Source organism: Photobacterium obscurum (assembly GCF_026191635.1).
In the GTDB taxonomy this organism is placed as follows: Bacteria; Pseudomonadota; Gammaproteobacteria; order Enterobacterales; family Vibrionaceae; genus Photobacterium; species Photobacterium obscurum.
Window position 1 is genome coordinate 86331 of record NZ_JAKRRW010000008.1, and the last position, 12365, is coordinate 98695.

At 53.8% G+C, this 12365-nt stretch carries 12 protein-coding genes; 7 read left to right on the plus strand and 5 right to left on the minus strand.

All coding sequences use genetic code 11. From position 1 onward, the window contains the following. Positions 1–24 precede the first annotated feature (24 nt). On the plus strand, positions 25–1374 hold the full coding sequence (gene dinF, locus MD588_RS12135) for an MATE family efflux transporter DinF (protein WP_265697545.1): 1350 nt from the start codon (positions 25–27) through the stop codon (positions 1372–1374). Positions 1375–1478: 104 nt separating this feature from the next. After that, the gene (locus tag MD588_RS12140) at positions 1479–1874 is read left to right on the plus strand and encodes a 3D domain-containing protein (protein WP_265697546.1); all 396 of its coding nucleotides are present in this window, start codon (positions 1479–1481) and stop codon (positions 1872–1874) included. Positions 1875–2012: 138 nt separating this feature from the next. On the opposite strand, the gene nfuA is transcribed toward MD588_RS12140, so the two are convergent. Together nfuA and MD588_RS12150 are read right to left on the minus strand one after the other, a co-directional pair. Further along, positions 2013–2591: a Fe-S biogenesis protein NfuA gene (gene nfuA, locus MD588_RS12145; protein WP_265697697.1), complete on the minus strand. Its 579-nt coding sequence runs from the start codon at positions 2589–2591 to the stop codon at positions 2013–2015. Positions 2592–2727: 136 nt separating this feature from the next. Beyond that, positions 2728–3423, minus strand: coding sequence for a ComF family protein (locus MD588_RS12150; RefSeq protein WP_265697547.1), 696 nt, complete (start codon positions 3421–3423; stop codon positions 2728–2730). Positions 3424–3483: 60 nt separating this feature from the next. On the opposite strand from MD588_RS12150, the gene bioH reads away from it, so the two are divergent. From bioH to MD588_RS12165, 3 genes are all read left to right on the plus strand, one after another. Beyond that, positions 3484–4254 carry a pimeloyl-ACP methyl ester esterase BioH gene (gene bioH / locus MD588_RS12155; RefSeq protein ID WP_265697548.1) on the plus strand — a complete coding sequence of 257 codons (771 nt, stop codon included), beginning with the start codon at positions 3484–3486 and terminating at the stop codon, positions 4252–4254. Between the two features lie 107 nt (positions 4255–4361). Further along, positions 4362–4730 carry a hypothetical protein gene (locus tag MD588_RS12160; protein ID WP_265697549.1) on the plus strand — a complete coding sequence of 123 codons (369 nt, stop codon included), beginning with the start codon at positions 4362–4364 and terminating at the stop codon, positions 4728–4730. A gap of 38 nt (positions 4731–4768) precedes the next feature. Continuing rightward, complete coding sequence (locus MD588_RS12165; RefSeq protein WP_265697550.1) at positions 4769–5230, plus strand: ATP-dependent Lon protease; 462 nt, start codon at positions 4769–4771, stop codon at positions 5228–5230. A 121-nt stretch (positions 5231–5351) separates the two neighbouring features. On the opposite strand, the gene MD588_RS12170 is transcribed toward MD588_RS12165, so the two are convergent. Together MD588_RS12170 and greB are read right to left on the minus strand one after the other, a co-directional pair. Further along, entirely contained in the window at positions 5352–7688 is a 2337-nt protein-coding gene (locus tag MD588_RS12170; protein WP_265697551.1) for a Tex family protein, read from the minus strand. A 214-nt stretch (positions 7689–7902) separates the two neighbouring features. Then, a complete protein-coding gene (greB, locus tag MD588_RS12175; protein ID WP_265697552.1) occupies positions 7903–8373 on the minus strand; it encodes a transcription elongation factor GreB in 471 nt (156 codons plus the stop codon). A 321-nt stretch (positions 8374–8694) separates the two neighbouring features. Between greB and ompR the strand changes: the two genes are divergently transcribed. Both ompR and envZ read left to right on the plus strand, forming a co-directional pair. Further along, positions 8695–9414 carry an osmolarity response regulator transcription factor OmpR gene (gene ompR, locus MD588_RS12180; RefSeq protein ID WP_265697554.1) on the plus strand — a complete coding sequence of 240 codons (720 nt, stop codon included), beginning with the start codon at positions 8695–8697 and terminating at the stop codon, positions 9412–9414. A gap of 14 nt (positions 9415–9428) precedes the next feature. After that, positions 9429–10757 (plus strand): two-component system sensor histidine kinase EnvZ, encoded by a 1329-nt coding sequence (gene envZ / locus MD588_RS12185; protein WP_265697698.1) that lies wholly within the window; start codon positions 9429–9431, stop codon positions 10755–10757. A gap of 105 nt (positions 10758–10862) precedes the next feature. On the opposite strand, the gene MD588_RS12190 is transcribed toward envZ, so the two are convergent. Then, entirely contained in the window at positions 10863–12233 is a 1371-nt protein-coding gene (locus tag MD588_RS12190) for a uracil-xanthine permease family protein (RefSeq protein WP_265697700.1), read from the minus strand. Positions 12234–12365 lie beyond the last annotated feature (132 nt).

Below are 12365 nucleotides of genomic sequence, written 5' to 3' on the forward strand. Positions count from 1 at the left end.
ATTTTGAACTGTTCGAGGTCTATCGTGCTCACAGCGTTAAGGGACGTTTCATTACATCGTCAGGTCTTTGCCCTGGCGCTTCCAATGGTGTTATCCAATATTACGGTACCTTTGCTGGGGTTGGTGGATGCGGCGGTCATCGGCCATCTGGAGTATGCCTGGTATCTGGGTGGGGTTGCCGTGGGCGGCACCATGATCAACGTGACCTTTTGGCTGCTCGGCTTCCTGCGCATGGCGACAACCGGATTGAGTGCCCAGGCCTATGGCGCCAGTGACAAAGATGCCCAGGCCGGGGTGTTTATCCAGGGCATTGCCCTTGCTTGGTTGCTGGCACTGCTACTGATTGTGTTTCACCAGCCGGTTTCCGCGATGATTTTTCATTTCAGCAGTGCCAGTGCCGAAGTGAAAATCTACGCTGAGCAGTATTTCTCTATTCGGATCTGGGGGGCCCCGGCAGCCCTGGCCAATTTTGTGATCATGGGGTGGCTGCTCGGTACCCAGAATGCCAGGCTGCCGATGTGGTTGCTGATCATTACCAATGTGGTCAACATCGGGCTGGACGTGCTGTTTGTACTTGGCTTTGGCTGGAAGGTACAAGGGGCCGCGGCTGCCTCGGTCATTGCTGATTACAGCGGCTTGTTCTTGGGTTTGTGGTTTGTCTCCCGTCAGTGGCTCGCCCACAGCCTGCCGGCTCTGAAGGACAAGATAGGATCGGTACGCCACGGTATGGGGCGGCTGCTGAAACTTAACCGTGATATTTTCCTGCGCAGCTTGTGCCTTCAGCTGGCATTTACCTTTATGACCTTTCAAGGGGCCACGTTGGGTGACAATGTTGTTGCGGCCAATGCCGTGCTGATGAGCTTTTTGATGCTGGTATCTTATGCGATGGATGGGTTTGCCTATGCCATGGAAGCGATGGTGGGCAAGGCGATTGGTGCCCGCAGTCGTGAGGAGCTGGGGCGAACGCTGGTCGGTACCACGTTTTGGAGTCTGGTGATTTCTCTGTTGATCACCTTGGCTTTTACCGTTTTCGGGGTCGATATCATCGGTTTGATCTCCAGTATTCCTGAAGTCCGGCAAGAGGCTGCGGTGTACCTGCCGTGGTTGGCAGCGGTGCCGCTGGTGTCGATGTGGTGCTTCCTGCTGGATGGCATTTTCATCGGTGCGACCCGCGGCAGGGAGATGCGTAACAGTATGTTTGTGGCTATTTGCAGTTTCTTTGCGATCTGGTGGTTGCTGAGTAGCTTCGGCAACCATGCCCTGTGGGGGGCGATGCTCGGGTTTATGGCAATGCGGGGAGCAGGGCTGGCGGTCATTTTTGCCTATCAGTGGCAAAAAAATATTTTTTTGGAACCTGCCAGTGCAAACAACTAGTTAGATTTTTTCAACTTTGTTTGGTTGTTTTTTCGACAAAAATTGCTACACATCATGCTGGCTATTTGTTTAAATTGCGCTCAATTAGTGAACAGGTAGTCTAAATGAAACAAGCGATAATTGGCTTTTTACTGGCCGTGACGATGCTGGGCTGGGGGACATCGGCTCTGGCAAGTAGTATGAAAGGTAAGTCGTTAAAAGTAACGGCAACGGCTTATAATTCTGTACGGGCACAGACCAATGCGAATCCGTCAATTGCCGCTTGGGGCGATCGCCTGAAGCCGGGTATGAAGGTTATTGCTGTTTCCCGCGATTTGCTGCGGATGGGGATCGGCCATGGTACCAAGGTGAAAATCTCTGGTTTGCCGGGTGAATACGTAGTGCTGGATAAGATGAACAAACGCTGGACCCGTAAGATCGATATCTATATGGGTAAAGATATTCAGGCGGCCAAAAACTGGGGCCGTCGCTCGGTTACCATCACGGTGATCGACTCGTAAGCTTGGCCTTATTTGTCATAAGAAAGCCAGCCTTAATGAGGCTGGCTTTTTTGTATTAGTCAGTTTTATTGTGATCCTAGAAAAAGCGAGAGCCTTTTGGCTCTCGCTTTTTATTTTTCCGGTTCTGGCTCTTCAGACTTAGTAGTAAGAGTGTTCACCACGGGCATGCTCGGTAATATCACGCACGCCTGTCAGTTCGCCGGCAAACTGTGCCAGTAGCTCTTTCTCGATCCCTTCTTTCAGGGTCACGTCAACCATTGAACAGCCGTTACAACCACCGCCGAACTGAAGAATTGCAATACCCTCTTCAGTGATTTCTGATAGCGAAACATGGCCGCCGTGGCCTGCTAGCTGTGGGTTAACCTGAGTTTGGATAACGTAGTCGACACGCTCCATCAGCGAGGCATCATCAGACACCTTGCGAACTTTGGCGTTCGGTGCTTTCAGAGTGAGCTGAGAGCCCATTTTGTCGGTAACAAAATCGATCTCGGCATCTTCAAGGAAAGGAAGGCTCAGCTCATCGATGAATGCAGAAAACAGATCGAGTTTAATTTCGGTATCGCTGGCTTCAACCGCTTCCGGCGGACAGTAGGACACGCCGCACTCTGCGCTTTGAGTACCAGGGTTAACCACGAATACTCGGATGTTGGTGCCTTCCGGCTGTTGAGCAAGAAGTTTGCCGAAATGCTGTTGAGCATTTTCAGAAATAGTAATCATAGACACGACGTAATACCTGACTTAATTAGTAAGATTAATTCTATTCTACTCTTAGTCGCACTTTGTATCACCCCTTAATCGTAGCAACAATGATTTCATCACAGTTCTGGGATAATGCTGGGCCATATTTCTGCCATCACTTTATCACCGGGGTATAGCAAATACAGTAGACATCGACTTGTTTTACGCCGGCTTGCAGGAGTAGGCGAGTCAGCTCCGCCACGGTGCTGCCCGTTGTTAGTACATCATCGACAATGGCCACATGCTCCGGCAGGGCCTTTGTCTTAAGTATAAATGCCTGATGGAGGTTTTTCTTGCGCTCGCTTTTACTTAGCTGGCGCTGTGCCTGGGTATTGCGGGTCCGATGTATCGCATTGGGCAGGCAAAGGCTGCCGGTCTCCCTGGCGATAGCCTGGGCCAGTAATGTACTTTGGTTAAAACTGCGATAGAGCCGACGGAGCGGATGCAGAGGAACCGGGATGATCACCGGTGCCGGATGAGAGATGTGCTGTGCCAGCAATTGGCCGAGAGGTTCGGCCAGCCAGAACTTACCGCCAAACTTGAGCTGGTGGATCAGCTGACGTAGCGGAAAGTCATACTCGCCGAGACGATAAAACTGCTGCCATGGCGGTGGTGCCGACAGGCAGCTGCCGCACTGGTCGGTTGACTTTAGGGTTGTCGTTCCGCATCGGGCACAGTAGGGTGGTTGGGGGAAGCGGGCCATGCAGTGTCGGCACCAGACAGTTTCGTTGTCGCCGAGCGGCAGCCGGCACAACTGGCACTGCTGGTTGGTCCATTGAAAGATTGATCTTAGCGATGAAGGGGATAACATCCTTGCCATCCTGTTAGGGCTGATGACAGCCTGGTTTTGTAGTGAATGAAGGAAGTGTAAATGACAGCCAAGCTACACTGGCAAACTGAAGGCCAAGGTTCGGATCTGGTTCTCATTCATGGCTGGGGAATGAATGGTGCAGTCTGGCAGCAGCTTTTGCCACTGCTGACACCGCATTACCGGGTTCATTGGGTCGATTTACCGGGGTATGGTCACAGTCGTGAACTTATTACCGATAGTGTTGATGAAATGGCACACGTGTTGCTTGAAAATTCACCAGAATCTGCAATCTGGTTGGGGTGGTCCCTGGGCGGATTGGTGGCGAAACAGGCCGCTATCCTTGCTCCCGAGCGGGTCAGCAAGCTGGTGACGGTAGCCAGCTCCCCCCGGTTTGCAGCAGAAAGCACATGGCGAGGTATTAAGCCTCAGGTTCTGGCAGACTTTCAGCGTCAGCTGAGTGACAATTTCCAGCTGACGGTTGAACGGTTCTTGGCGTTGCAGGCAATGGGAAGCCCGACGGCCCGGCAGGATATCAAGTTGCTGAAACAGGCGGTATTGTCCCGCCCCCAGCCTAATCCGGAGGCACTGGCGGCAGGACTGAGGTTGTTGGCCGAGGTGGATTTACGTGAGCAGCTGGCTCAGATCTCCCAGCCATGGCTCCGCTTATATGGACGCCTTGATGGCCTGGTTCCTGTAAAGATTGCTGCTGAACTTGATGAGCTGGCTCCGCAGTCGCAGCGGCAAGTGTTTGCCGCGGCATCTCATGCGCCGTTCATCTCGCATCCCGAAGAGTTTGTGGAGGCTCTGCAGTCTTTTATTCAGCAGCCTTAGGTTTTAAGCCTGTCATGTGTGGCGGTTCGGTAACATTTTTTTAAACTTTTAGAAAATAGTGCCGATATCATTAAAATGGAGTTGCTCTGTTAAAGAGAGAGGCCATAATGACAATAGGAAGTGTTGCGAATACAGCTACTTATTCGCCAGCGTCGCTGAAAGCGTCGGCTGCAGCTTCAGCCAGGGCTGATGAAGGGAATCAGACGGCTGATCAAACCCGTTCCGTGAAAACCGGCGAAACGACGGTATCGCTCTCTGAAGAGGCGAAACGTATGCAGGCGGCGGACGCGGGCAAACAGAATACTCATGCTGATGGTACAACGGAGACGGCGCAAAAGGCCGAATCGTTCGCTTATGGTGCGTTGGGGATGGACCACCCCGACGAAGTGAAGCAAAACACCGATGATTTCTACACCGCAGGGCAAGTATTGTCAGCCCTGGGTACGGTAGCGACGGTACTGCTCGCAATTGCCTGATTGACCCCATCAGCTGATGTCCGGAGAAGTGCATCAGCATGATAGTTTCCCCCGTACAGGCAGGAGCGCCGACCATAGCTCCTTCGGTAAACCCGCCAACCGAGCAGGCTGCGCGGGATAATCGTGTACGTGAAAAAATTCTCCCCCCTACTCAGGCGCCCGAATCTGCCCGGGAAAAACCACTCAGCAGCGAAGAAAAACAGCTCAAGAAACCCTCATGGGATCCCAGCGAACACCCGGACTATCATGAGTTGCCGGTCAGTGAGCAGCAGTATGGTTACCAGGAAGAGTTTGAGCAGCTGGTCAAGGCGCTGTCGGCAGATAGCTATATGGCTGATGTCAGCGAGCTGGGATACTCGATGCATATTCAGCTGCCGAGAGACTTGCTAGATGAGCTGGAGAAGATAAGCCAGACGGAGCGAACCAAAAGTGTTGTTGCCCACCGTTATGCGCAGGCAACGATCCCCAACCCACCGACCGAGTATTTGGTTGTTCTTTAAGTGGCGGGAGCCTAGAACTTCGTTCCTGGGTCTTTAGTGCGTTAAGACTTTACAATAAAAAGAGCCAGCATTTGCATGCTGGCTCTTTCTCTATATGGGTGTACGAAACGAGCCGTTATGACTATTTCTTCTTGGCGTTGGCAAATGCGGCGGCGAAGGCTCCGCCCATCGCCCCGTTATTGCCTTGGCTACGGTTGTCTCGGTTGCTATTGCCGCGTGGTTGGCGTTGCTCGCGAGGCTGCTGGCGTTGGCCTTGTGGCTTGCGGGCCGGTTTTTCCTGTCCCGGCTCGTCACTCAGGCGCATCGACATGCCGATCCGCTTGCGCTGCAGGTCGACTTCCATCACTTTCACCTTGACGATATCACCGGCTTTTACCACCTCGCGCGGATCTGAGACGAATTTATCAGACAGTGCCGAGATGTGGACCAGACCGTCCTGATGGACGCCGACATCGACGAAGGCACCAAAGTTGGTAACGTTGGTGATCACTCCCTCCAGCACCATACCCGGGATTAAATCCTTGACCTCGTTTACCCCTTCGGCAAAGGTGGCCGTCTTGAACTCAGGGCGAGGGTCGCGGCCGGGCTTATCCAGCTCGCTGATGATATCGGTGACTGTCGGCAGGCCGAACTTGTCATCGGTGTAGTCGGCGGCTTTCAGGCCTTTGAGGAACTCGCTGTTACCAATAATCGCATCGACCGGTTTGCTGTTGGTCGCGGCGATAGTTTTTACTACCGCATAGGATTCTGGATGGACCGCCGAGCTGTCGAGCGGGTTCTTGCCATCCATAATACGCAGGAAGCCGGCACACTGTTCGAACGCCTTTGGCCCCAGACGGGCGACTTTCTTCAGGGTAGTACGGGCATCGAAACGGCCATTTTCATCTCGGTAGTTGACGATGTTCTGGGCAATGGTGGTATTTAGGCCCGCCACGCGTGTCAGCAGTGCCGGCGAGGCGGTATTGACGTCGACACCGACGGCGTTTACACAGTCTTCCACTACCGCATCAAGGCGTTTGGCCAGCATGCTCTGGCTGACATCGTGCTGGTACTGGCCGACACCGATCGATTTCGGGTCGATTTTCACTAGCTCGGCGAGTGGATCCTGTAGGCGGCGGCCGATAGAAACGGCACCGCGCAGCGACACATCCAGGTTCGGGAATTCGTTGGCAGCCAGTTCCGAGGCGGAATAGACCGAAGCGCCAGCTTCGCTCACCATCACACTCTGGATCTTGAGGTTGTTATCTTGCAGCAGCGTGGCAACAAAGCTGTCTGTTTCACGTGAAGCAGTGCCGTTGCCAATCGCGATCAGGTTGACGTTGTGCTTGGTGATCAGGGCCAGTACGGAGGCTTCCGACTGGGCAACCTGGCGCTGAGGCTGGTGTGGGTAGATGGTGGCGGTGTCGAGCAGCTTGCCGGTCTGGTCAACGACCGCGACCTTACAGCCGGTACGCAGACCCGGATCCAGTGCCAGGGTGATCCGCGGGCCGGCCGGTGCCGCCATCAGCAAATCTTTCAGGTTATCGGCAAAGACCTGCATGGCACCATCTTCGGCTTTTTCGCGTAGCGCGCTCATCAGCTCGGTTTCCATGTGCATCAGGATTTTGATCCGCCACGCCCAGCTGATCACCTGTTTGCGCCAGCTATCGGCGGGCTGGCTGCCGAGGGTCACACCGTAGTGGTCGGCAATCATCACTTCGCAGTATGAGCCACGAACGCCCTCGTCCTGCTGGGGATCGGCATTCAACGATAATTGCAGGAAGCCTTCATTGCGGCCGCGGAATAGGGCCAGGGCACGGTGGGACGGAATATTTTTCAGCGGCTCGTTGTATTCAAAGTAGTCTTTGAACTTTGCGCCTTCCTGCTCTTTGCCATCGACTAAACGGGATGTTAGTTCGGCGTTGTTCTGCAGCTGGCGGCGAATTTTGTCCAGCAACGCGGCATCTTCGGCAAAACGCTCCATCAGAATGGCACGAGCACCGTCGAGGGCCGCTTTGGTATCAGCAACCCCCTTGTCGGCATTGATATAACCGGAAGCCGTTGCTTCAGGCTCATGGTTAGGCTGCTGCCACAGGGTCTCGGCCAATGGTGCCAAGCCGGCTTCAATAGCAATCTGGCCTTTGGTCCGGCGTTTCGGCTTGTAGGGCAGGTATAGATCCTCAAGGCGGGTTTTGCTGTCCGCGCCCTGAATTTCAGCCTGTAGCTCAGGGGTCAGCTTGCCCTGCTCGGTGATCGATTTTAGGATGACCTTGCGGCGATCATCCAGTTCGCGTAGATAACCGAGGCGCGACTCTAGGTTACGTAGTTGGGTATCATCCAACCCTCCAGTGACTTCCTTACGGTAACGGGCAATAAATGGCACCGTGTTACCGTCATCTAACAGAGTGACTGCGGCTGTGATTTGCTCGTTGCGAACATTCAGTTCGCTGGCAATCATCTGGTTAATAGCGTTGCTCATCCGTTGGTATCTCTTGGTTGTCGTTAACCCGACCATTCTACGGAGGAATGGGGTAGTGGCAAGGTGCGATGTGTTAAGAGTGTGTCAGTGCCACCCGTTAATAGTAGGCACTGGCAAGGAAGAGGGTGGCGTGGCTGTCGATTTGATCGCTAGGTGGTTATAACGCCATTAGTTAGCAAGCTGACCTGTAGGGCCCGTTGCCGGGCTTGTCTGATCAGCTATAGCGGATACTGTTGACGAACCACTCTTTTTTGCCCGCAGGGGTATTGACCTCAAACTCGTCGTCGACTTCTTTTTTCAGCAGTGCCCGCGCCATCGGCGAGTCGATGGAGATGTAGTCATTACGGCCATAGATTTCGTCCGGTCCGACAATCCGAAAACATTTGGTTTCGCCGTCTTCGTTTTCAATCTCTACCCAGGCACCGAAGAACACTTTGCCATCCTGTTGCGGGGAATAGTCCACCACCTGGACGATTTCGAGGCGCTTGCGCAGGTAGCGTACTCGACGATCGATTTCCCGCAGGCGCTTCTTGTTGTACTGGTAGTCGGCATTTTCGCTACGATCGCCCAGACTGGCAGCCCAGGTGACTTTTTTGGTGACTTCAGGTCGTTCTTCTTTCCACAGGAAATCGAGCTCGTTTCGGAGCTTGTCGTATCCCTCGCGTGTGATTAAGTTGGTTTTCATTGTCTTGTCCAGAGCCCTAATACCCGTCAAATAGTCTTATGGTTTGTTAGTGGCGTCAATTAATCAGTCTCGGAGTCGGGAAGTCTATGAGCTGTTTTGGATAATTGACTGAATTTAGGTTAGTTTAGTTCTAAATGTGCTTGATGTTGATAGGCTTTTGTTGAAACTGCCGTACTATAATCAGGATGAGCCGAACATACCTGGACATAATCGGTAACAATTTTGGTGTTTTTTAGCGGCAGAATTCAGCTTCAGGCAGGGGGGAGTCGAGTAAAATACGCTCAGAGCTTGATAACACGATCGATGCAGGTAAGGTGAGATATGCAGGAAAATTATAAGATTCTGGTTGTTGATGATGACATGCGTCTACGTGCGCTGTTAGAGCGTTACTTGTCGGAACAGGGTTTCCAGGTGCGCAGCGTGGCGAACGGTGAGCAAATGGACCGCTTATTATCCCGTGAAACATTCCACTTGATGGTACTGGACTTGATGCTGCCGGGTGAAGATGGCCTTTCGATTTGCCGCCGGCTGCGTAATGCCAACAACATGCTGCCGATCCTGATGCTGACCGCCAAAGGTGATGAAGTCGATCGTATTGTCGGCCTCGAGGTGGGGGCTGATGATTATTTGCCGAAGCCGTTTAACCCACGTGAGTTGCTGGCCCGGATCCGTGCCGTGCTACGCCGTCAGACTATCGAAGCGCCTGGGGCGCCGAGTGTCGACAGCAAGATTATCGAATTTGGTGATTTCCGCCTGAATCTTGGTACCCGCGAAATGTTCCGTGGCGAGGAGTCGATGCCGCTGACATCGGGTGAGTTTGCGGTGCTAAAAGCCTTGGTGACCAACGCCCGTGAACCGATGTCCCGTGATAAGCTGATGAACATGGCCCGTGGTCGTGAGTATTCGGCGATGGAGCGTTCGATTGACGTGCAGATCTCTCGCTTGCGCCGGATGGTTGAGGAAGATCCGAGCCGTCCGCGTTATATCCAGACTGTATGGGGACTCGGCTACGTTTTCGTACCCGACGGTAGCGAGGCCTAAGTGAGGCAACGATGATGCGGATGTCACCGCGCAGTACATTTACCCGTACGCTTATTCTTCTGGCTGGCTTGTTGATCGCAAGCCAGATTTTTTCGTATCTGGCGGTACTCAATTATGCCCTGCTGCCCAGCTTGCAGCAGTTCAACCGTATTTTGGCTTATGAAGTGCGGCTAATGCTCAAAGAAGATGTCGAGTTGGCTGACGGTAAAATGTTCCATCTTGATCCTCCGGTGCGTCGCCAGCTTCTGGAACAGCTGGGGGTGACGCTGCATCTTGAAGACAGCCCGGAACTCAAGGAATACCAGCAAGCGACCCGAATTGAGTACCTTAGCGAGGAGATGAGCCGTGAGCTCGGTGCGCCTACCGAAGTGCGGCTGGTGCTGGGGGCTGACAGCTATGTCCTGTGGATGCAGTGTGATGCGATGCCGGGCTACTTTATGCGGATCCCGTTATCGGAATTGCAGGAAGACGATTTCTCTCCTCTGTTTCACTACAGTCTGATCATCGCCTTTATGGTGATTGGCGGAGGCTGGCTGTTTATCCGGATTCAGAACCGGCCGCTGGTGGCACTGGAACAGGCAGCCTTGCAGGTGGCTCGTGGCGAAACTCCGCCGCATCTGCCTGAAAAAGGCGCCTCGGAAATCCGTGCTGTTACCAAGTCGTTTAACCGGATGTCTGAGGGGATCAAGCAGCTGGAAGAGGACCGGGCCTTGCTACTGGCAGGTGTGAGTCATGATTTGCGTACCCCGCTGACTCGGATCCGCCTAGCGACGGAAATGATGTCGCCGGAAGATGGCTACCTGGCTGAGAGTATGATTAAGGACACCGAGGAGTGTAACGAGATCATCAGCCAGTTTATGGACTACCTAAAATCGACTAAGAAGCAGGAAGAAGAGGATCTTGACCTCAATGTCTTGTTGCAGGAAGTCGCCGAGGCCGAAGGTGGCTACGAACGTGAGATTGCGCTTGAACTGGGCGATATCCCGGGGGTCGTGCGTGCTAATGGTGTTGCAATCAAACGGTCGGTGGCTAACCTGGTGGTGAATGCAATCCGTTATGGTAACGGCTGGATAAAAATTTCCAGCGGTGCTACCGCTGATCGCAAAACGGCGTGGTTCTGTATTGAGGACGACGGCCCCGGGATTGAGCCGGATCAGGTTGCCAAGATGTTTCAGCCGCTGACCCGCGGTGATTCGGCCCGTGGTAGTGAAGCAGAAGGAACCGGCCTTGGCCTAGCGATTGTGAAGCGGATTATTGACCAGCATGAAGGCGGAATTATGGTGAGTAATCGCAGTGCTGGCGGCCTCAAGGTGCAAGTTAGCCTGCCACTGGTGAAGCTGTGACAGGCTTTGCCTGTGGAGGCGAGGTAGCGAGTTACGCTGCATTTCGGAAAGCGAGAGTGGTTAACTCTCGCTTTTTTCATTTCAGCATCTGCGATGGTTTTCGCTTTATTTCTTCTCTTCCGGCAACACTAAGTTCAGGATAATGGCGGTGATCCCGCCGGCAGCCATGCCAGATGAGAGGATGCTCTTAATCCACTCTGGCATGAACTGCAGGATTTCCGGTTTCTGGGCGATGCCGAGGCCCATGGAGAATGACAGCGCCATGATCAGGATCGCGCGGCGGTCGAGCTCGCAGCGGGAAATAATCCGCACTCCCGATGCGGCGATGGTACCGAACATCACGATGGTTGCCCCGCCCAGTACTGGTTCTGGGATCAGCTGGACAAGGTTGGCGACGCCGGGGAACAGGCCGAGCAAGACCAGCATACCTGCGACGAAATAACCGATATAGCGGCTGGCGACACCCGTCAGTTGGATGATGCCGTTGTTTTGGCTGAAGGTGGAGTTCGGGAAGCTGTTCAAGACCGAGGCCAGTGCCGAATTGATACCGTCTGCCAGTACGCCGCCTTTGATGCGTTTCATGTAAACCGGACCGGCGACTGGCTGTTCGGAGGTTTCCGAGGTAGCAGTAATGTCGCCGATGGCTTCCAGTGAGGTAATGGCAAATACAATCACCAATGGGATCAGCAGCGACCAGTCAAAGCCGAGGCCGTACTGCATCGGTAGCGGGATAGCAACCAGATCGGTATCGGCGGCGCGTGAGGTATCGAGCATGCCGGTCAGCCAGGCGAGAGCTGTACCGGCAGCCATGGCGATAACAATCGATGAAACGCGCAAATATGGATTCTTGACCCGGTTTAGCAACACGATAAGGCCAAGCACCGTACCGGCCAGCATCAGGTTATCCAGGCTACCGAAGCTACCGTTTTCAATTGCGGCATAGCCGCCGCCCATTGATGTCAGGCCGATCTGGATCAGGGTCAGGCCGATCAGCGTTACCACGATACCGGAGACCAGTGGGGTAATGATCCGCTGGGCATGCTGCAGTACGCGGGAGATAAAGACCTCGGTCAGCGAGGCAACCAGAATGGTTCCGAAAATGGCGGCCATCATGGCCGGGATATCGGCTCCGCCGGCTTTGAGTGCCAGACCGGCTCCGATGATTGGGCCGAGGAAGTTAAAACTGGTTCCCTGAATCGACAGCAGGCCAGAGCCCACCGGTCCAAAGGTACGGATTTGGATGAATGAGGCAATGCCCGAGGCAAACAGTGACATGCTGACAATGGTATTAGTATCACTGGCAGGCAAGCCCAGCGCCTGGCAGATGATCAGCGAGGGGGTGATCACCGCAACAAACATTGCCAGTAAATGCTGGGTGGCGGCAAATAGGGTTTGCGGCAGTGGTGGCCGGTCTTCCAAGCGGTAAATCAGATCCGAGTTTTGGGGTGTTTCGATGTCGCTATGCTGGCGAGTCATGGCCATGTTTATCCTAAGTTTACTTCTTGGTCCCTATCGGTTGCGCTGAATGGGCATCGACACGTGAAGGCTGGATATCTCTGTGATTGCTGTTAATCAGATCCAGACCACCACCAGGAGAAGTGAAGTGGG

What these genes read in the sequence shown, in the direction of transcription:
- MD588_RS12140 (WP_265697546.1), top strand. Translation starts at nt 1,479, where the DNA reads ATGAAACAAGCGATAATTGGCTTTTTACTGGCCGTGACGATGCTGGGC.
- nfuA (WP_265697697.1), bottom strand. Translation starts at nt 2,591, where the DNA reads ATGATTACTATTTCTGAAAATGCTCAACAGCATTTCGGCAAACTTCTT.
- MD588_RS12150 (WP_265697547.1), bottom strand. Translation starts at nt 3,423, where the DNA reads ATGTTATCCCCTTCATCGCTAAGATCAATCTTTCAATGGACCAACCAG.
- bioH (WP_265697548.1), top strand. Translation starts at nt 3,484, where the DNA reads ATGACAGCCAAGCTACACTGGCAAACTGAAGGCCAAGGTTCGGATCTG.
- MD588_RS12160 (WP_265697549.1), top strand. Translation starts at nt 4,362, where the DNA reads ATGACAATAGGAAGTGTTGCGAATACAGCTACTTATTCGCCAGCGTCG.
- MD588_RS12165 (WP_265697550.1), top strand. Translation starts at nt 4,769, where the DNA reads ATGATAGTTTCCCCCGTACAGGCAGGAGCGCCGACCATAGCTCCTTCG.
- MD588_RS12170 (WP_265697551.1), bottom strand. Translation starts at nt 7,688, where the DNA reads ATGAGCAACGCTATTAACCAGATGATTGCCAGCGAACTGAATGTTCGC.
- greB (WP_265697552.1), bottom strand. Translation starts at nt 8,373, where the DNA reads ATGAAAACCAACTTAATCACACGCGAGGGATACGACAAGCTCCGAAAC.
- ompR (WP_265697554.1), top strand. Translation starts at nt 8,695, where the DNA reads ATGCAGGAAAATTATAAGATTCTGGTTGTTGATGATGACATGCGTCTA.
- envZ (WP_265697698.1), top strand. Translation starts at nt 9,429, where the DNA reads ATGCGGATGTCACCGCGCAGTACATTTACCCGTACGCTTATTCTTCTG.
- MD588_RS12190 (WP_265697700.1), bottom strand. Translation starts at nt 12,233, where the DNA reads ATGACTCGCCAGCATAGCGACATCGAAACACCCCAAAACTCGGATCTG.